General features: G+C 59.6%; 10 protein-coding genes. 4 read left to right on the top strand and 6 right to left on the bottom strand.

Features of this window, described 5'->3' with window-relative positions; genetic code table 11:
* The first annotated feature begins 303 nt into the window (after positions 1–303).
* Genes ACVOMB_RS08730 through ACVOMB_RS08715 form a run of 4 tightly spaced genes read left to right on the top strand, consistent with a single transcriptional unit; the run spans position 304 to position 4970 of the window.
* The gene (locus tag ACVOMB_RS08730) at positions 304–2463 is read left to right on the top strand and encodes a methyl-accepting chemotaxis protein (RefSeq protein WP_481530804.1); all 2160 of its coding nucleotides are present in this window, start codon (positions 304–306) and stop codon (positions 2461–2463) included.
* A 13-nt stretch (positions 2464–2476) separates the two neighbouring features.
* On the top strand, positions 2477–3322 hold the full coding sequence (locus ACVOMB_RS08725) for a CheR family methyltransferase (RefSeq protein ID WP_481530803.1): 846 nt from the start codon (positions 2477–2479) through the stop codon (positions 3320–3322).
* Positions 3319–3918, top strand: coding sequence for a chemoreceptor glutamine deamidase CheD (gene cheD / locus ACVOMB_RS08720; protein ID WP_481530802.1), 600 nt, complete (start codon positions 3319–3321; stop codon positions 3916–3918). Before ACVOMB_RS08725 ends, cheD begins: the two co-directional genes overlap by 4 nt.
* The gene (locus tag ACVOMB_RS08715; RefSeq protein WP_481530801.1) at positions 3915–4970 is read left to right on the top strand and encodes a protein-glutamate methylesterase/protein-glutamine glutaminase; all 1056 of its coding nucleotides are present in this window, start codon (positions 3915–3917) and stop codon (positions 4968–4970) included. The genes cheD and ACVOMB_RS08715 overlap by 4 nt, the downstream gene beginning before the upstream one ends.
* Before the next feature lie 28 nt (positions 4971–4998).
* Here ACVOMB_RS08715 and ACVOMB_RS08710 read toward each other — a convergent pair whose 3' ends face one another.
* The 6 genes from ACVOMB_RS08710 to ACVOMB_RS08685 form a co-directional block, all read right to left on the bottom strand.
* Positions 4999–8586, bottom strand: a complete 3588-nt coding sequence (locus ACVOMB_RS08710) for a transporter substrate-binding domain-containing protein (protein ID WP_481530800.1) — start codon at positions 8584–8586, stop codon at positions 4999–5001.
* Positions 8587–8678: 92 nt separating this feature from the next.
* Entirely contained in the window at positions 8679–9365 is a 687-nt protein-coding gene (locus ACVOMB_RS08705; protein WP_481530799.1) for a response regulator, read from the bottom strand.
* Between the two features lie 165 nt (positions 9366–9530).
* A complete protein-coding gene (locus ACVOMB_RS08700) occupies positions 9531–10433 on the bottom strand; it encodes an OmpA family protein (protein ID WP_481530798.1) in 903 nt (300 codons plus the stop codon).
* Between the two features lie 123 nt (positions 10434–10556).
* Entirely contained in the window at positions 10557–11465 is a 909-nt protein-coding gene (locus tag ACVOMB_RS08695; protein ID WP_481530797.1) for an OmpA family protein, read from the bottom strand.
* A gap of 315 nt (positions 11466–11780) precedes the next feature.
* Entirely contained in the window at positions 11781–13382 is a 1602-nt protein-coding gene (locus tag ACVOMB_RS08690) for a TolC family protein (protein ID WP_481530796.1), read from the bottom strand.
* 833 nt (positions 13383–14215) lie between these two features.
* On the bottom strand, positions 14216–19648 hold the full coding sequence (locus ACVOMB_RS08685) for an Ig-like domain-containing protein (protein ID WP_481530795.1): 5433 nt from the start codon (positions 19646–19648) through the stop codon (positions 14216–14218).
* Positions 19649–19735 lie beyond the last annotated feature (87 nt).

Here is a 19735-nt window from a genome sequence, read left to right as displayed (position 1 = left end):
AATCCGATGCCAGACCTCTGGCATCGGATTTTTTTTTGCCCTTGTGGGAGCGGCGTAAGCCGCGAAGCTCAGACACCAACAGATGACACAGGTGGCGACTATTCCAGCATTGCTAGCTTCGCGGCTAACACCGCTCCCACAACGCCGAAACGCAGCAATCCTCATCACCACCGCACGCATCTGAACGACTCCTCGTCGCGCATCAGGCCTGCCCCATCAAACCACTCAACTCATGCGCCCTGCGGCCGATAACCCGGTAACCCCTCACGCAGCGCCGATACCGCAAGGTTGGCGGCAGATTCGATGAATATCGCTTCGCTCTGGAACAACTACATTTCCAATATTTCGGTCAGGCGCAAGCTGAACCTGCTGACTGCTCTGATCGTCATCGGCGTCATCGCTCTGTCGGTCATAGCGGCGCGCATGCAGTATCTGGACCTGTACGAAACCCGCAAGGACGCGCTGCGCGCCCAGGTGGAAATGAGCTACGGCGTTCTGGATCATTACGCCAAGGAAGCGGAAACCGGTGCGATGCCGCTGGAAGATGCTCAGAAGTACGCAATGGCCGCGCTGCAGAAGATGCGTTCCGACGGCGACGTTAACTATTTCAACATCTACAGCAACAACTACGTGCTGTTGATGCATCCGTTCCGCGCCGACCTGGTTGGCAAGGATATGAAGGACTTCCGTGACCAGGACGGCGTGCGCCTGTACTACGACCAGGTTGAAGCTGCGCGCAAGGGCGGCGGCTATGTCGCTTACGTCTGGGCCAAGCCCGGCAAGGAAGGCATGGTCGGCAAACTCACCTATGCGGGCATGTACACACCGTGGAACTGGGTGGTTTCCAGCGGCATGTACATGGACGACCTGCAGGCCCAGGCGCTGAAGTTCACTGCGGTGATGACGGCAGCCGGCGGCGTGCTGGTACTGCTGGTCCTGGCCCTGAGCTGGATCATCGGCAATCGCATCGTGCTGCCGCTGCGCAGCGCAACCGCCGTGGCCACCGCCATTGCCAATGGCCGCATGGACAACCGCATCGCAGCTCCCAGCAAGGATGAAACCGGCCAGCTGCTGAGCAGCATGGCAAACATGCAGGATCAGCTGCGCGCCGTGATCGGCGCACAGGCGGAAATGGCGCGCCAGCACGACGCCGGCATGATCCGCTATCGCATCGACGCCAGCGCCTTCCCCGGCGCCTACGGGGTGATGGTGGAAGAAACCAACGTATTGGTCAGCAACCACATCGACGTCAAGATGCAGGTGATCGCGCTGGCGCAGCGCTATGCGGTTGGTGATCTCAGCCAGGACATGCCGTTGCTGCCGGGCGACAAGCGTGTCATCACCGACACAATGGCCGCAATCAAGACCAACCTCGCCGCCATCAACAGCGAAATCAAACGTCTGGGCAGCGCGGCAGCTGCCGGCGATTTCACTCAGCGCGGCGATGAAGACCGCTTCGAGCACGACTTCCATGCAATGGTGCGCTCGCTGAACAACATGATGCAGGTCAGCGACGACAACCTCGGCGAGGTATCGCGTTTACTGCAGGCGCTTGCGGAGGGCGACCTCACCGTCAAGCTCAGCGGCGACGCCCAGGGTGTCTTCGCCAGCATGCGCGAAGACGCCAACAGCACCGTCAGCCAGCTGGCCGGCATTGTCTCCGGCATCCAGCAGTCGGCGGACAGCATCAATCTCGCCGCCGGCGAGATCGCTACCGGCAATGCGGATCTGTCGCGTCGCACCGAAATGCAGGCCGCCAACCTTGAAGAAACCGCCGCGTCAATGGAGGAACTGACCTCCACCGTCCGCCAGAACGCGGAGTCCGCCCGCCAGGCCAACCAGCTCGCCATCGGTGCTGCCGGGGTAGCGTCGCGTGGTGGTCTTGTAGTGGAAGAAGTGGTCACCACCATGGGCCAGATCCAGCAGTCCTCGCGCCGCATCGCCGACATCATCAGCGTGATCGATGGCATTGCGTTCCAGACCAATATCCTTGCGCTGAACGCCGCAGTGGAAGCCGCGCGAGCTGGTGAACAGGGCCGCGGTTTTGCGGTGGTTGCCGCCGAAGTCCGCACCCTTGCCCAGCGCTCGGCGGGCGCGGCCAAAGAGATCAAATCGCTGATCGAGGACTCGGTCGAGCGCGTGGACGAAGGCTCGCAGCTGGTACAGCAGGCCGGCACTACCATGGGCGAGATCGTTACCGCGGTACAACGCGTCACCGACATCATGGCCGAAATTTCTGCAGCGTCGCAGGAGCAGTCAGCCGGCATCGAACAGGTCAACCAGACCGTCATGCAGATGGACGAGACCACCCAACAGAATGCCGCCCTGGTCGAAGAGGCCACCGCCGCTGCCCGTTCGATGGAAGAACAGGCCAACCTGCTCGACCAAGCGGTTGCGGTATTCCAACTGAGCGCGCAGCCGGCAGCGGCAACGCGCCCGCAAGCACTCGCCCTGGCCAGCTGAGCGGACCGCCACCATGATCGATCTCGACAGCAACCAGCGTGACTTCGAGTTCAACGACCGTGACTTCCGTCGCGTCTGCGAGCTGATCCATGCCCGTGCCGGCATCGCGCTGGCCCCAGCCAAACGCGACATGGTCTATGGGCGTCTGTCGCGACGGTTGCGCAATCTGGGTCTGCACTCCTTCAAGGACTACCTGGATCAGCTGGAACAGCATGGCGGCGACGAGTGGCAGGCCTTCACCAATGCCCTGACTACCAACCTCACTTCGTTCTTCCGCGAGCCGCACCATTTCGACAAACTGCGCGAGGAACTGCAGACACGCGCCGCGAAGGCGCCGCTGAAGCTATGGTCGTGCGCGGCCTCCACCGGTGAGGAGCCCTACTCCATGGCGATCACCGCCTGCGAAGCCTTCTCGTCGATGACGCCACCGGTGCGCATCATCGCCACCGACGTCGACACCCAGGTGCTGGCCACTGCCAGCCAGGGCATCTACGCCATGGACCGCATCGCCGGCTTGGATCCGGCCATGAAGCGCCGCTATTTCCAGCGTGGCAGCGGCCCGAACGAGGGCAAGTGCCGGGTGGCACCCGCCCTGCGCGCCCTGATCGAGTTCCGCCCGCTCAACCTGTTGTCCAACCGCTACGACGTTGGCGGTCCGTTTGACGCATTGTTCTGCCGCAACGTGATGATCTATTTCGACAAGCCAACCCAGCGTGGCATCCTCTCGCGGCTTGTCCAGCATATGGATGAGGACAGCCTGCTTTACACCGGCCACTCCGAAAACTATCTGCATGCTGCCGACCTGATCCAGCCCTGCGGTCGCACCTTGTACCGCCGCAGCCGCAGGAATGGCGCATGAAAAATCCGCAGCAGCATCCCGATGAGGTGATGCGCTACCGCGACACGCGGTTCCAGACGATTGCCGCCAAGCTGCTACCCACCCAATACCTGGTGGTGGACGACGATACCGCGTTGACCACAATCCTCGGCTCATGCGTGGCAGCCTGCATCCGCGATCCCATTCTCGGCATCGGTGGCATGAATCACTTCCTGCTGCCTGAAGGCAATGTGGGCGACGGTGCACCAGCGCGCTACGGCAGCTACGCCATGGAATTGCTGATCAACGACCTGCTCAAGCGCGGCGCACACCGCAAGCGCCTGGAAGCCAAGGTATTCGGCGGCGCCAATGTACTCAAAGGTTTCACGAGCAACCCGGTTGGCACCCGCAACGCCGAGTTCGTGCGCCAGTACCTGCGCGCTGAACATATTCCGATTGCCGCCGAGGACCTGTGCGGAATTCATCCGCGCAAAATCTGGTTCTTCCCGATCACTGGACGGGTTGTAGTGCAGCGCTTGCCACACGCACATGATGCCGAAGTTGTCGCTACCGAAACCGCCGTCCGCGCCCGCCTGTCGCATACCCCGGTCAGTGGTGGCGTGGAGCTGTTTGAATGATGCCGCAGGCACCATGCCGTGTTCTGATCGTCGACGACTCGGCCCTGGTACGCCAGATCTTGACCGAGATACTGGCCGCCGATCCCGCCATCGAGGTCATCGGCACCGCCGCCGATCCGCTGCTGGCGCGCGAAAAGATCAAACGGCTCAACCCGGACGTACTAACGCTTGACGTGGAAATGCCGCGCATGGACGGCCTGGCCTTCCTGGAGAACCTGATGCGTCTGCACCCGCTACCGGTGGTGATGGTGTCGTCACTGACCGAGCGCGGCGCAGACACCACCCTGCAAGCCTTGGCCTTGGGCGCGGTGGACTTTGTCGCCAAGCCCAAGATCGACGTCGCGCGCGGATTGGATGCGTATGCGGAGGAAATCCGCAACAAGGTCAAGATGGCTGCCCGCTCGCGGGTGCGGGCAATTGCCGGCGGTCCACGTCGGCCGCTACAGCGCCCGGCCAGCGCCGGCAGCCTCGGCTTCCGCACCACCGACCGCTTGATCGCCATCGGCGCTTCCGCCGGTGGCACCGAGGCCCTGCGCGTGGTGTTGGAAGCGATGCCCGCCGATGCACCTGCCATTGTCATGACCCAGCACCTCCCGGCCAGCTTCAGCACCGCCTTTGCCGAGCGCCTGGACCGGCACTCGGCAATGTCGGTACGCGAAGCCAGCGACGGCGAAGCCGTCCTGCCTGGTCATGCCTACCTACCTGCCGGCGGCCAGCATCTGCGTGTGATACGCGACGGTGCGCGCTGGCGGTGCCGGGTGGACGACGGCGTGCCGGTCAACCTGCACAAGCCGGCAGTCGATGTATTGTTCCGCTCGGTCGCGATGAATGCCGGTGCCAACGCCATCGGGGTGATCTTGACTGGCATGGGCGAAGACGGTGCACGCGGTCTGCTGGAGATGAAACAGGCCGGTGCGGCCACCTTGGCCCAGGATGAAGCAAGTGCGGTTGTATGGGGCATGCCAGGCAGCGCAGTGCGTTTGGGTGCCGCCGATGAGGTACTGCCGCTGGATAGGATCGCCGAACGCGTCCTTGCCATTGCCCGCAGCTGACCTCACGGTCAGCGCAGCGGTGCCTTGATCAGTCGACCACTTCGAGCTCGCGCATCGCCGCCAGCACGGCGATGATCATCGGCAGCTCGCTGGCGATGAACTGGGCATTGGCAACCACCTCGTCCAGCTCTACCTCATGCTGATCGCATAGAAATTCAACGCGCTCGCAGATATCCATCAAGTGAGCCACCTGCAGCAAGCGCACACCTCCATTGATCCTATGCACCAGATTTGACATGGCGCGGGGCTCGAACCCGGGTAGCAGTGCCTGCAACTCGGTCAGATCACGCACGAAACTCTTGTGCGCCTCCGCTACCAGGTTGCGCGTCATCGCTGCGTCCCCGCCGGTCAATTCCCGCAATGCCGCGGTGATATCGCGTGTCTGTTCCTGACGTGGCACCGGCACGCCAACACCGTTCTTTTCACCGAGCGTGACCAACATACTGGACAGGGTACCCAGACTCACGGGCTTGAACAGGCAATCATTCATGCCTGATGCAATGCATTTGGCGCGCTCCTCCGGCTGCGCATTGGCAGTAAAGCCGATGATCACGCACGGCGCCCGGCCATCGGCCTTCTCATGGCGGCGTATGGCCCGTGCCATGTCATGCCCATTCATCACCGGCATATTGCAGTCGGTAACAACAACATCGACGCCCTCTGCAAGCCAGCAGTCCAAGCCTTCGCGCCCATCGGAAGCGCTACGCACACTTTGACCAAGGAAGGCCAGCTGCTGGGTCAGCAAGGTACGGTTGGCGGAATGATCATCCACCACCAGCACCTTCATGCTGGGATGCTTGGCATCCACGGTCTGCAGCACCTCCGCGGTACCGGGGATAGCGGGCAACACTTCCAACGGCAGGTTCAATACCACCGACGTCCCTTCGCCCAAGGTGCTGCGGATGGAGATATCACCACCCATCAGCTCGCACAGGAACTTGCAGATCGGCAGTCCCAAACCCGTACCCCCGCGCGAGCTATGGCCGTGATCGGCCTGCGCGAACGGATCGAACAGGCGCGCAATGTCACCCTCAGCGATGCCTATGCCGGTATCGGCCACCTCCAGCTTCAGGCACAGTTTCGCCTCGTCCATCGACACAGCGCTCACCCTGATGGTGACCTGGCCGCGATCAGTGAACTTGATGGCATTACCCACCAGGTTGGACAGCACCTGCTTGAAGCGCATTGGATCTATCGAGACGTCGCAATCCACGCCCGAATCCAGTTCCAACCTCAGGTGCAGGGTCTTCTGGCGGGCAAGACCATTGAACACACGCGCAACCGACTCGGTCATTTCGCGCAGATTGGCTCGCTTGGGACTGAGGCTGACGTGACCCGACTCAATGCGCACCACATCCAGGATGTCGCCGATAAGCTCAAGCAAGCCATGTGCCGAATCATAGGCAACTGCGATGGCCGACTTATCAAGACGCCCCTGATCGGCATGTTTCTGGGCAAGTTCAAGCATCCCGATGATGGCACTCATCGGCGTGCGGATCTCGTGGCTCATCGTCGCCAGGAAGGTCGTCTTTGCCCGGCTCGACTGATCTGCGGCGTTGAGCGCACGCCGTAGCTCCTCCATCAGATGGAGCCGATCGCTGACATCGATCCAGCCGCAGACCACGCCCTTGGCGACGCCCTGCGAGTCAAAATACGGATAGATCCAATGATAGATGCTCAGCACCCGACCAGGCAGATGCAGGGTCCGGTCGACCTCCAACGGCTTGCCGTTGGCCATCACCCACAGATAGTCGTCGTGGAAGCTCTGCGCCTCACGCGGATCCATCTTCGCGCCTTCCATCGAGGTCTTGCCAAGCACCTTCTTTTCGGTGACGGAAAGCATGTCCAGATAGTTGGTATTGCAGGTGACCAGCCGCCCCTGCTCATCGCGCACGTAAATCGGGTGCGGCGTGCCATTGATCAACGAGCGCATGAAGTTCAGCTGCTCGCCGAGCGCGTCCTCGGCCACTTGCCGGCGGCGATACTGCGACCTGATATGCACGTTCCAGATCAGCGACACCAGGATGAGCAGCAACGCACCAGCGGTGATCTTGTAGATCAGCGAGCGGAAATCCATCCACGTAGCCGGCGACGCATCAGGCCGCGGCCGCCAACGGTTCTGGAAAATATCTACTTCGTCGGGCGGTATCTGCAGCATCGCCTTGTCGATGATGCTGGCAAGCTCCGGCTTGTCCTTGCGCGTGGCGATGGCCAGCCATGCCGGCGTATCCTCCACAACGTCGGACACGCGCAACTTTTCATCGTGCAGAACGGCGGTGTAGTACAGCGCCATGGGTAAGAATGCAATCGTCGCATCTGCCTTGCCGTCCTTTACCAATTCCATGGCTGCTGCAAGGGTATCGGTATCGATGAACTGATAGTCCGTTGCCGGAACCAGCATCTCTTTGAGCGCATGCTGCATCGGCAACGCAATTCGCTTGCCGCGAAGGTCACTGAGCGTTACCGGGCTACCAGGCTCTTCGCGGGTGATGATTCCATACGAAGTCTGCACGAACGGACGGGAGAAATTGAACCTCTGCGCGCGCGAAGATGTAGGTACCAGCATGGTCAGATCGGCGCTACCGTCCTCCAGCGCCTTCATCTGCTGGTCAAGCCGCGATACACGTACAGGTTCGAATTCCAGCCCCGTCCGCTGCGCGATCGCTCGCATGATGTCAGCACTCAGCCCGCTGAAGCGCCCATCGGTATCAAAATAGGAGAGCGGCGCGGTGTCATTGCTTGCGACAAAGCGCACAACCGGGTTCTCCGCTATCCAGCGCTGCTCGGCGGCGGTCAGCTCAATCCGGGCCACGGGCACCATGCCACCACCGCCGGACCAACGTTTCAACAGCTCCGCACCGTGGGTCTGCTGCAGTTTGGAAAGCGCAAGGTTGATGACACGCTCCAACGTCAGCGCATCTTCACGCACTGCGAAGGCGAAGCCACCGGTGTCAATGCGCGGCACCGCGACGGTCCGCACGTAGTTGAAATAGCTGAGGTTGACCAGGTAATTGCTGGATACCGTATCGCCCAGATACAGATCCGCGCTGCCAAAGGCCAACGCGGCCAGTGCCTGCTCGCGTGAGCGGTAGTTGGCAATGATCGCATCCGGATACAGCTCGCGTATCTGCACCTGCGGCAGATAGTCCTCTGCCACAGCGATGCGCATGCCGGTCAATTCCTGTGGCATTCGCCTGCGTTCGGCCTTGCGCACGTATAGCACAGGGGTGTCTTCAACATAGCGTTGGGTCAAGCGCACCGCGTGCCCGGCTAGTTCATAGTTATTGGCACTGCCGACCATATCGACGGCACCGTGTTCGAGCGCACGCAGCGCCGCCGTCCGGTCCGGATAGCGAACCACACGTAGTCCGACACCCAGCATCTCGCCTATGGCGCCAAGCGCATCCGCAGTGATTCCCTCATAGCAATCATTGCCGGAAAAAACCTCCAACGGCATGAAGCTGGGCGAGGCGACCCCCATCACCAGCACCTTCTTGTCCTGCACCCACTCCCTATCCGCCTTGCCCAGTTCGAGCACGGAATTCGGGATATTGGTGCGCGCCAGCAAGGTCAGGCCCCTGACTTCACTGGACGCGGCAACGGCGGTGCTCGCCATCAGCGAAAGGAGGCCAAAAACAAGCCATGCCGCAGGCATGAAGCAATGCCTCAACATAATCTGCGGCATGGTTGATTTACTCAGCGATTGAATCAGCTAGTGGCGAGGCTATGCTGGAGCTTGAACAGCTCCGCATCGGTGCGAACCCCGAGTTTCCGAAATGCGGCTTGTTTCTGGCCGCTGATGGTTTTCATGCTGCGCATGAATTTGCGCGATATCTGCGAAACGGACATGCCGTCCAGGCAGCAGCGCAACACCTCGCGCTCCTTGGGTGAGAGCGTAGGGTCGTTCAGTAAACGCTGCCCACCTTTGACATCAGGCGACGCCCGCCCTGCAGGTGCTGGCTGGCGCCCAAGGCGGTAAGCCAAACCCGGCGACACATAGGTCTCGCCTGAGGCCACCTTGCGAATGGCTTCAACCAGCAGTTCGGCACTCTCTGACTTTCCAAAGAAGCCGTTTGCACCAACACTGAGCGACAGGTTGACCACGGACGGCGACTCGGCGGAGGACGATACAAGTATGCACAGCGATGGGAAACGGCGACGTATCAGGCCGATCAAATGCAGGCCATCCAGTTCGCTAGCACCCAGTGCGTAGTCCAGCACCAGAAGATCTGCTGGAGTGCCGCTCAGCGACGCCAGTAGATCCCGGCTGTTCGAGTACACGCCAACAACCTTGAGATCTGCCTCACGCGACAAACGCAGTTCCAATGCCATCTGTATTAAAGAATGGTCATCCAACACCGCAACGCGGAGTGGCGCCATGATCGACCATTTCACCGAATCAACTCCTCTACACTGCAAAACCCCGCAAAACGAATCAGATGCCGATCAGCATGCCGGTCGGCGTTCTCAACTAAACCGAGCAACCAGCTAGACCGGCCATCCTGTTTATCCAGCATGGGAATGGCCCTCAATCGGACGATAAGGGCCATCACCTTTCACTCAAGATGCCGGTATCTTCCGCGTTTCCACGCGAAGCACCACGCGTCGGTTGGGCGCATAGCAGGCGCGCTGCTGTTCCGCGCTGCCGTAGCAACCATGTTTCACCAACGTCCGGCTACCCGCGCTGGTTGAGTAGGCCATTGACTGTGGAACACCGCTGCTGACCAGGGCATCGCGGACAATGTCAGCCCAGCGCTGGCCCAGCACCTGATTATCTGCCGAGGCACCCGTAGGGTCTGTATGGCCCTCTACCTCAACACGGGTTATCTGCGCATTGTCGCGCTGCAGCTCGGCAAGCAGCGATTCGACCTGGCTCTTACCTGCCGCGCTCAGGCCGTTGCGGCTGTTGAAAGCTGAGTCAGCGGAAAGCACGTACTCGCGCAGCACCACCGCCGGAGCATCGAGATAACCGTAGTGACGACATGGCTCGACCTTTGAGGCACGTGACAGCAGATGAGCCTGTTGCCTTCGCCCACTCAGCTCGGCAGATGCTACAGCCCGGGTCACCGGCAACGGATGATTGCCACCCTCCTCCCGCACCTTGAGGTAGTAGGTTGCGCCGCCCTTGAAAGTTGCCGCATACAATTCCTCGTTCTTCCCGGAATAGGTGGGGGCGTCATCAAGGTAGGACCCCAGCATATGCCGGCCCGGTGCCAAGCAGAATGCTGTGTAACCGCCCGGCCTCAATGCGGTGATGAACTCCCTGTCCAGATAGACATTCGCGACGATGCCGCCGGCGGTGGCCTCGGAGCGGTAGTAGACAACCTGGACCTGATCCTGCCCCACCGCCGCTACTGCCGAGTACGACCGGCCGAAGGTGCGGTGATCCTGTGCCGCCACCGGACCGACCGCAAACAATGCGCCGGCTGCAGTGACCAGTATCAGTGCAGATATACCTATCATTCGATCAACTACCGCGCAGCACATCTGAATATCACTCCGTAGCGCCCACACACGACTGAAGGTGGTGGGACATAAAACCAATGCGGAGCAACGGCGCGATGCCGCTGCCCCACTCTCTCTGCATTACTCGCGGCGCGCGTACACTTGGATGACGACGCGGCGGTTCGGTGAATTGCACGCAATCAGATGCGCGCGGTCACCCTGGCAATCATCCACCAACAGCTCACGACGGCCCTTGGACTGAACGGTAATGGAGCCAACTGCCAAGCCGCTTTCGATCAGCATCTGCCGCACAGTCTGGGCGCGCATCAGTCCCAGCGTCTCATTGGCCGCATCGCTACCGATTGGATCGGTGTGACCAACCACGTCAATTCGATCAAGCGCGACGCCATCTTTCTGCAGTTCACGTACGATCTCTGCCACCGCGCGTCGCCCGTCTTCGCGCACATCGGCATAGCTAGCCTTGCCGAATGCAAACAGCACGTCGCCAGACAGCGTGTACACCTGCGGCTCCGCCGGGCCGGTGTAGTCGCAAGCCTTAACCGCAGATGCACGCGACAGCACATGCACCTGTCGCGGACTGTGCACCAGTGCGTTCTCAGCATCCGCACGCGTCACCGCCGTCGGCAATACCGCGCCGGCCTCACTCACCTTCAGGAAGTAGGTCTTGCCACCCTCCAGGGTAGTACGCGGCTGCGCCTTCTTGCCTTCATAGCGCGGCGCATCATCCAGTACCGCGTTCAGTCCGTGTGCGCCCGGCGCAATGCAGAACACCGTAAAACCGCCCGGCAACAGACTGGTATGAAACTCGTTGTCGATATACACGTGCACCGTGGTGGCCAGTTGACCGGGAGTGCCATCCCGGTAATACACCACCTGGCTCTGATTCGCAGCCACTGCCGGCACCGACTGGTAAGGGTCTGCAAACGCAGACGCAGGAATTGCCGCGTGCGCACCGGTGTACACAAGCAAGGAAGCCGTTGCCACAACAACTGCCGTTGCTGCACGTTTCATCGTTCCATTCAAAGACATGCCATATTCCTCAATATCGTTTCTGCGGCCCGCAACCCTGCGTGAAGACGAACGATTCGCTTTCACGGTGAACGGACACCTTTATCAAGACTCTCAGGTAGGACCAGCTGCCCCGCCGTCGCGTCGGAACGCTCCGATGAATAACAGCCAGCCACCTCATTGCTACCAGTATGTTTTTCACCCGAGACTCCATACATAGGGAAAGTCTCAAAGTGCGCAGCACCGCTGCAGGCGACGGACAATTGCTATCAGCAGGTGCGCGGCATCAACCAGAGCGCAGCCGACGCCAAATACTTCACATATGAAACGAAACAGTTACTTGCCAGTGCTCAGCCAGCGCACCAACGCACCGGCGCTTGCGTACTGCCTGACTATCGCCTGGTAGCCATCAAACCGACTGGAAACCTCACCGATCTGGTTGTTGTAGTGCTCGCTCTCCGAGGAGAGAACATCCAGCAACGTACGCCGCCCAAGGTGATACCACTGCTCATAGAATGCTGCGCGAATCTTGTCCGACTCCAATGACAGACCGCGATACAGATCCGCACGGTCCGCCAGCGAGCGGGAATCCTGATTTGCCGCGCGGATGCGATATTCCAGATCCTGAACCTGCTGCTCGGCACCCATCCAGCCCGCTTGGGCACGCTGCCGCGCTGCTTGCTCCGACGCGCGACCAGAGCCGCCACGGAACGCGCTCCAGGAAAGCGTCAAGCCGGTCTGCCAAGCTGATTCACGGCCGTAAACATCTTCCCCCGTATTCTTGCTCACCACCCAGTTGACCTGCGGACGCAACGCAGAGCGCACCGCATCAGCCTGCATGTCAGCAGACCGCGCCGATGCCTTGGCCTGCAGTACGGTCGGGTGATGCAGCGACTCGGCCAACAGCCAGCTCAGCTCAGGCAAGCGGAAATCCCAGTACTGCGAGCTAGGCAAGCTAGGCAACGGCCGATCACCCACCATCCTGCGCAGATTGATCTCGATATCACGCGTTTTTGAATCCGCGGTGCTACGCGAGGCCTCGGCCTGCAGCAAGCGAGCACGCGCCTGGGTCAGCTCGCTGACCCGGCCAGAGTCAACGGCAACGATGCCTTCAAGCATCTTCACAAGTTCGGCCATGCGATCAACATAGCGCTGGCTGGTTTCCACAACGATGCGCTGCTTTGCCAGTTCAACCAGGTTGGAGGTCACGTCGTAAGCCGACGATTCCAGCTGCGCCTGTACCGCAGAGTCGGCAGCGTCGGCCAAGTGCGTACGGCTCTCGATGGTTTTGCGAACGCGGCCCCAATCGAACAGCGTGGTGGTGATACCCAACGTCAGCGATGGATCGCCAGTGCCCGACGCAGCGGTAGCGCCAAACTCGCGGGACAGGCCACGGGCGCTGATATCCAGCTGCGGATAGCGCTGGCCCTTGGCCTCGGAAATGTCGGCCTTGGAAGCGGCGTACTGCGCCAGTGCGCCAGCTACTGCAGGACTACGCCCGGCTGCAGCGTCCACCATTATCAGGAACATCTCGCGCAATTCGGCCTCGGGCACCTCGCCTTTGCCCGCAATCCGTGCGGCCGCAACGGTGCCGCCTGGAACAGGCTGCGGAACGCTCAACTGCATTGCCGGGGCGACTACCGTGTCGGCGAACGCAGGCGCAATCTCGCTGGAGATAGCCGGCGCCTCAACCTGATTCACGGGCAAGCGCTCAAAAACAAGCACGTCTTCCACAACACTGGCGGGCGCGGGCAACGCCAAGCTTTCGCGCACCGACTGCACGACGGCCGACGGCGTCGCCGCCTTGGCAGATCGTGCCTGCTCATTGACTGACTGTTGCGCGCCCGATGCGATGTCGCCGACGGCGCTACGCGGCGCTACCTGTTCGAACTGAAGCAGCTCATCATCGGCACTTGCCTGGCCGCTGAGAACCGACATGCAAGCCAACGCGATAACCGAGAAGGTAGCTAGGGGCCTCCGTGCCGTAGTTTTTTTATGGAACGCAGGGTTCCTACCGAAACTGCTCATCCGCAACCTCAAAAGTATTCGCTTCCAGAACAAGGAAGACCGTGTTTCGGGCAAAACAAGGGACTCGGCAAGGGGCTTGGCGTTGAACCCGTTTTGAGATTCGCAGCGCCGCCACCCAATCGCGTCAATAACCAAGGTACGCACTGCAATGGCGCCACCTGGAACAAGCTGCCTTACCCGACGCAGCTTCGATGGGGTGCAAGCGTAGAAATACGCGCCCCCCAAGTACATGGGACACGTCCTAAATGCATGCGACCAACCTGCCTCGAAGTCACTCCCAGCAACGCCACATGCCCACGAATAACCAAGCGAAACAACATGGAGAGAGCTCAAGGACCCTGCCAAAACATAGGGGTATCAGTGCGAAATGCTCGACACGCCCATTTGCCTGAATATGCCGAATAGACAAGCCCGAGCCGCGCCTGAACGGCAGCGAATCTACCCGCCCCTGCCCCGCGTCCGACACTACTTTTCCAGTTGAAATCGCCCAGCCGCCTCAGTCAACGGACCTTGGGTATCAAGGTGGGAATCTTGAAGCAAGCCGGCGTTTCGAGATATGAGAATCGCCTTGTTTCCTTCTGTCATTTCACCTGCCGTAATGACGATCAATCGGCCAAGGCGAAGGGCGCCCCGCAACATCAGACCTGGATCATCGATCTATTCAGATTGATCCAAGATGGACGTTCGCCCAGCGTGTTGCGTCAACCGGTGGCGGGCAAGACCCGCCACCGGCTTCAGAACAATCAGCAAGCTTCCAGTGCGAGCATATGCAGATGCAACGCGTCCGCACCGCGTGCTTGCCAGCCGTAGTCAAAGTGGTCCGGTGCCACTGCACCAACAATCGTCGGCTCAGGCGCGTCAACCAACAGCAGCTCGGCACCTGGCTGCAACAATCCAGACATATCCAGTTCAGCGGATGAAATAGCCGGGACAGCAGCCGCCGTTACGTTTGAGACGGCAACGGCTACCCCCTGCTGCACAAGCAGCTCAACGGCCAAGACGGAGTGCTGGTAGCTTTCGTACATTCCGTCACTCATCAAAATTTGGGCTTTCTTCACCCAGTCACCAGCATCCATACCGTCAACCATCAGATCACTTAGATTGACCTTGTCGCCAGCATTGCCCTTGATCATCATCTGGACCCGACTTTCAACACCAACACGAAACGCATCAACTGCACCATTACGCAGCACATCCGAAAGATTCAGTGCCAGGGAATTATTCCCTGTACCTGTGATATCGATGATTTCCATTGAACTCACTCTGGCCCCAGCCGCCGTCAGGTTCAGCGTATGCGCCGAACCCATGAGCTTGAGTGTGTCGATGCCATGACCTCCATGGATTGCTGCCGTTGCCTGCTGCAGATAGATACCCGCGGACTGCGACAGCGACACGGTGTCGTCTCCACCCGTGCCATAGAAGGTCTCGGCAAGGTGGTCAATCAGATTCGGATCCCGTGAGTCGGCGGTGTGGGTCACCACATACTGACTGAATGCATCCAATGTGACGCTTCCGCCCGAAGCCGTTACTGTGAACGAACCGATATCTGCCAGCCCCGTCTTGGCCCAACTGAACGTTTTCAGATGCCGTGCCGTAGCATCGCCGAAAACCGTTTCCTCATACATCAAGTTACCGTTCACATCAAAGATGCGTATATCCGCACCTTGCGCATTGCTGGCGCCACTCAAGCGCAGCGAGAACTGGTCCGCCGGCTTGCTCAGCGTAAAGGTAGCGTTGGCGTTCTGCGTGTCACTCAAGGTAAGCCCCGATACGCTGCTTGCCGTCGCCGCCGTCTTTGACATGCTTCCCGTGGTGGTTACGGAGAAACCATTGCCGGTGTACTCGTTGTTCGTTGGCAGTGCCTGCATGCCATCGCCGACAAGCGTACGGGTATAGCCCACCACCACATCGTATGGCGTTGATACCGCGCCGAGCACACCGTTTTGCCCGATGATCTGCGCGGTCACCGAGAAATCGTACCGATAACCTTGCGCGGCACTGGTAACCGCAGCTGGTACGTTGAACATCACGAAGCCACTGTCTATGTTCATCTGTGTCAGCGCCTGATCGAAGGTGCTGCTTCCCCACTGAACATGCACCTGGTCGCCTGCTTTGGCACCGGTGCCGACGATGGACACCGTCATCATCGATCCGTCCTTTGCCTGAGTCACTGTGTATATGTGCTCAGCTTCCGGGATGCGGGTGATGGTGGGCGCTGCGTAGCCTTCAAGCAGGGTGACGGTGCGCGCAGCAGCTGAGTCGACGTGATTCACACCATCGCTTATCCGCGTCTGCACGGCCCAATCACTGACATGGATGGAGGTATCAAGGAATGCCCAGTTCCTGCCATTCACCACCGCATCCTGCCAAATCAGGCCACCGTCCACTGAAACCTGCAGTGCTATCCCCTCGGCCAGCGGGACGCTCAACACCCCTCGTACAAGCTGGCCGGCGGCGCCCTCCACCACCTCCAGCCCTATCCCGTCGTCAACCCTGCCCACGCTGTCGATCGTTGCTTCAGCGCCCAGCCCCAGCTTGACCGTTACGCCGGACTTCACCAGAACGTCCGCCATCGCTCCGCTATGTTGATAGACATCGTAAAGAACACCCGCAAGCTTCAACTGTCCCTGGCCAGTCCACCAGCCCAGGTCCACACCGTCCAGCGAGTCCCCGAGTTCGACGACATCACCGCTGCCGCCCATCACCTTCATCTGCACGCGTCCATTGCTGGTGAACACATTCACCGCGCCATTCTCCATGACCTCGGCCAAGGACAGCTTGAGCACGGTGTTGGCGCCCTTGTTCAGATCGATGATCTCAATGGACTTGATCCTGTCACCCCACGATTTCATGTCCAACACCTGGCCTGTGCCAAGCAACCGGAGTGTGTCAACACCCCCATTTCCGTTGATGCTCGCGCCCCGACTGCCTGACGCGTCAGTGACGACGAAGATATCGTCGCGCCCATCGCCTTGATAACTGAAGTTGGCGTCACTTACATATCTTGTATTTGCATCTTCAACCAGACCCGACGCGCTCTTTACACTGAATTCGAAGTTGTCAAGAAACCCCCACTCAGTCGTATGTGCGACGACCGACCCGATCAAAGCACCCGGCTCAGCGGTATAGCTCACCCGGTACCCACCGGGTGCAGCGGCGAAGCTCTGCATCTGCAGCAGATTGCCGTGGGTATCGTAGAACGCATAGGTCGCCGGATCGTGCAGATAGTCCGTTGTGAAGGTTACTTTCGATGCTGGCGCAAAGGAGATCTCCAGCGTGTCTCTACTGGAGAAACCAAAATAGAGCCGCTTCCCGGTACCGAATTCGGGGGTGTTGCTATAAGTACCAATCGTAGTCATGCCCTGCAGAACTTTCACGCTCATGGTGTCCAGTACAAGTGTCTGTCCCACCGCGTACCGGGCCGTATCCGTGGTGCCCGAGAAGTCTTCCTTGATCGCTCCTGCATCACTGTAGCGATAGCTCGATACGTTCCCGGCGTTGTCAACAATGGCGGCCTTGGTAGCGTGAGAAATCGCAAACCCGGGGGTAATCGTTGCTTGCCCGGCCGCAACATCTGCAGCGGTCAATCGATACTCGGCGTACTTCGTCCCTTCGTTAAGATAGATCCGATCACCGGCAACCACCGCGGCAGCCTCAAAACTCACAGTGACGGCAGAGCCACTGAACGAGATACCCGTCGGCGCTGCCGGTGCAACCACGTCAAGCTGCACCAGCTGTGATATGGCATCTCCAGTAATTGCTGTATCAGAGGCAACGCGGGTAAGAACCTCCCAGCTGCTGGCGTGGCTACTGAAATCCAGGAATACCCACCTTGATTCGTCCCGCATCACAACACTGGACCAGGTCACGCCCCCATCCGTTGACACTTCGACCCGCTGATCAACTCTCAGCGGGTCACTGACCACACCCTTGATGACACGGCCAGCGGACCCATCATTGGTCACGAAATCTCCGCCATCAAAACCACTGTCCCGTCCAATCTGCGTAACAACCGCGGAGGGAAGGTAAGTGTCGACGATGAAATCAAAGCGCTCAGAAGGCACGCTGACGTGCCCTGCCGCATCCACCGCTTCAACGGTCAAGCGGTGGTTTCCATCAATCAGGCCAGTGGTTGGCACGAATGTCCACTGACCGGCAGAGTTTGCAAACGTGCGCCCGATTTCCACGCCATCATCCTTGATGATGACGATGCTGTCTGGCTCGGCCGTGCCGCTGATGTCCGGGCGTGCATCGTCAGTAGTCGCCCCGTTCAGGACCGCACCGGTCACAGCGCCAACATCATCAACAACGCTATCTATACTTGGCCTTGACGGCGCGAATGTATCGATGGTCACCTCAAACGTATGCGATGGTGCACTCACATTTCCTACTGAATCGGCGGCGGTTACCGTAAAGCGATAGGTTCCATCAGCCAGCGGAGTATCTGGGGTGAATCGCCACCGCCCATTGTCGCCAGCAACAACATTACCCAGCACGCTGCCATCGTGGTAGATCGTCACGATGCTGCCCGCTGGGGCTTTGCCGATCAAAGTAGGCGTATCGTCGTCGGTGACATCGCCGCTCATCAACAGCCCCTGGATGTCGCCCTTGTTGTCCCGCGCTGAATCAATGCTTGGCTGGTCTGGTGGCGTGAGATCAATCGTCAGCTCGAACGGCTCACTTGGTTCACTTTCACCGGTCGCTTCGCGGGTCACGGTGGCATGCAAGGTATGTGCACCTTCACTGAGCGGTTGATCGGGCGTGAACTGCCAGATTCCGTTAAAGCCTGCCGTTGTTTGCCCGAGCAGCACGGACCCTTCATAGATGCTGACGATCCCACCTGCTGTTGCGGAGCCTCTCAGGGATGGCGTCCTGTCATCCGTTGTACTGCCTGAAATAAGTGCTCCGGTTACACCGCCCACGTCATCGTGGGCCACATGAATACTGATCTGCTCAGGACGCGTATCCACCACAAACTCTGTAGCAACCGATTGCTCACCTCCATTGCCTGCCTTATCGAGCGCCGCGAAGGTCACAATATGCAATCCATCAGCCAAGGGTAAAATCGGCGTAAAGGACCATTTACCATCGACCCCAGCTTCTACCCGACCAAGCTCCCTACCCTTGTCGTAAACAATGATCATGGCGAACGGCTCCGAGGTACCGTTGAAAGCGGGGCGACTGTCATCAGTGATCATGCGGTCCGAAATTGCGCCGGTAATCCGCCCTTCATCGTCCAGAATTTCGACAAGGACGGGAGGAAGGGGGCTGACCTTGTCGACGGTGATTACGTAGGGCGGGGATTCGTCGCTGATGTCGCCATTTGGGTAGGCATAAGTGACCGTGATTGAATGAGTACCGTCGGATAAAGGATCAACTGGCAGGAACAGCCACTCGCCGTTCGCATCAGCGACGACCGAGCCAATCATGTACCCCTCGCGAAAGACGTTTACCAGTGTTCCGCTTTCTGCCTTGCCGATGATCTGCGGCCGAGGATCATCCGTATAACCGCCATTTGCAATGACGCCTTGGATTATGCCGTGGTTATCCACCACCGCCTCTATGGCCACAGCGGCCTGCGTAGAAGACCCCGCTCCTTTATCAGCGGAATCCGCTGGGTTCGCCCCGGTATCGCCAGCCGCCCCGTAGCTCACGCTCGCCGATCTGTCCTGCCCATTACCCTCGCCGTCGCGTCCCGGCACAGGCACCACGATATCTGCATCCATCGAGGCCATCGCCATCCTGATTTCCGATACCTCCTTCTCCGACAAATGCACTGTGCCTTCTTCGAAGGAAGACTCTATTGAAGTTGTGCGCAGTACCGATGATGCGCCATCACGCATTTCGCCTACACCTGCTGCACTTGCCTCAGCGAGAGACGTGTACTCATGATTGCGACCATCGGCGCCAAGAGCAATCAGAACACCGCTGCACCTGTAGAATTTCTCAATGACCAACGCTGTCGTCTGCCCGCCTTTATCCAAATGGCCGACCAGCAGATCGTGCCCCTGGCGGGTGACAGCCACCTCATCAACAGCCCCACCCTGCGGCTCCGCGAGAACGTAGCGCGCACCAGACACTGCGCCGATGCGCACCGGCTCATCATTCGGCAATTCATTGAGTTTCTGAGCATGAATGACGGAATCGTTGCTAACCACAAACATGGAAGTTGCCATCATCAGTTCACCTTGAGTTTTGATTGAACGGAACTGCTCTCATCAACGTGACAGAAGTCTCTCAAGCAACACGCATTGAGCGATCGG

Source organism: Stenotrophomonas sp. STEN018 (genome assembly GCF_056760235.1).
This window is presented reverse-complemented; position numbering and strand designations above follow the sequence as displayed.

Excerpts from the sequence above, each read along its gene's own strand:
- ACVOMB_RS08685 (WP_481530795.1), bottom strand. The coding sequence starts at position 19,648 with ATGGCAACTTCCATGTTTGTGGTTAGCAACGATTCCGTCATTCATGCT.
- ACVOMB_RS08715 (WP_481530801.1), top strand. The coding sequence starts at position 3,915 with ATGATGCCGCAGGCACCATGCCGTGTTCTGATCGTCGACGACTCGGCC.
- cheD (WP_481530802.1), top strand. The coding sequence starts at position 3,319 with ATGAAAAATCCGCAGCAGCATCCCGATGAGGTGATGCGCTACCGCGAC.
- ACVOMB_RS08710 (WP_481530800.1), bottom strand. The coding sequence starts at position 8,586 with ATGGCGAGCACCGCCGTTGCCGCGTCCAGTGAAGTCAGGGGCCTGACC.
- ACVOMB_RS08730 (WP_481530804.1), top strand. The coding sequence starts at position 304 with ATGAATATCGCTTCGCTCTGGAACAACTACATTTCCAATATTTCGGTC.
- ACVOMB_RS08695 (WP_481530797.1), bottom strand. The coding sequence starts at position 11,465 with ATGTCTTTGAATGGAACGATGAAACGTGCAGCAACGGCAGTTGTTGTG.
- ACVOMB_RS08725 (WP_481530803.1), top strand. The coding sequence starts at position 2,477 with ATGATCGATCTCGACAGCAACCAGCGTGACTTCGAGTTCAACGACCGT.
- ACVOMB_RS08690 (WP_481530796.1), bottom strand. The coding sequence starts at position 13,382 with ATGTCGGTTCTCAGCGGCCAGGCAAGTGCCGATGATGAGCTGCTTCAG.
- ACVOMB_RS08700 (WP_481530798.1), bottom strand. The coding sequence starts at position 10,433 with ATGATAGGTATATCTGCACTGATACTGGTCACTGCAGCCGGCGCATTG.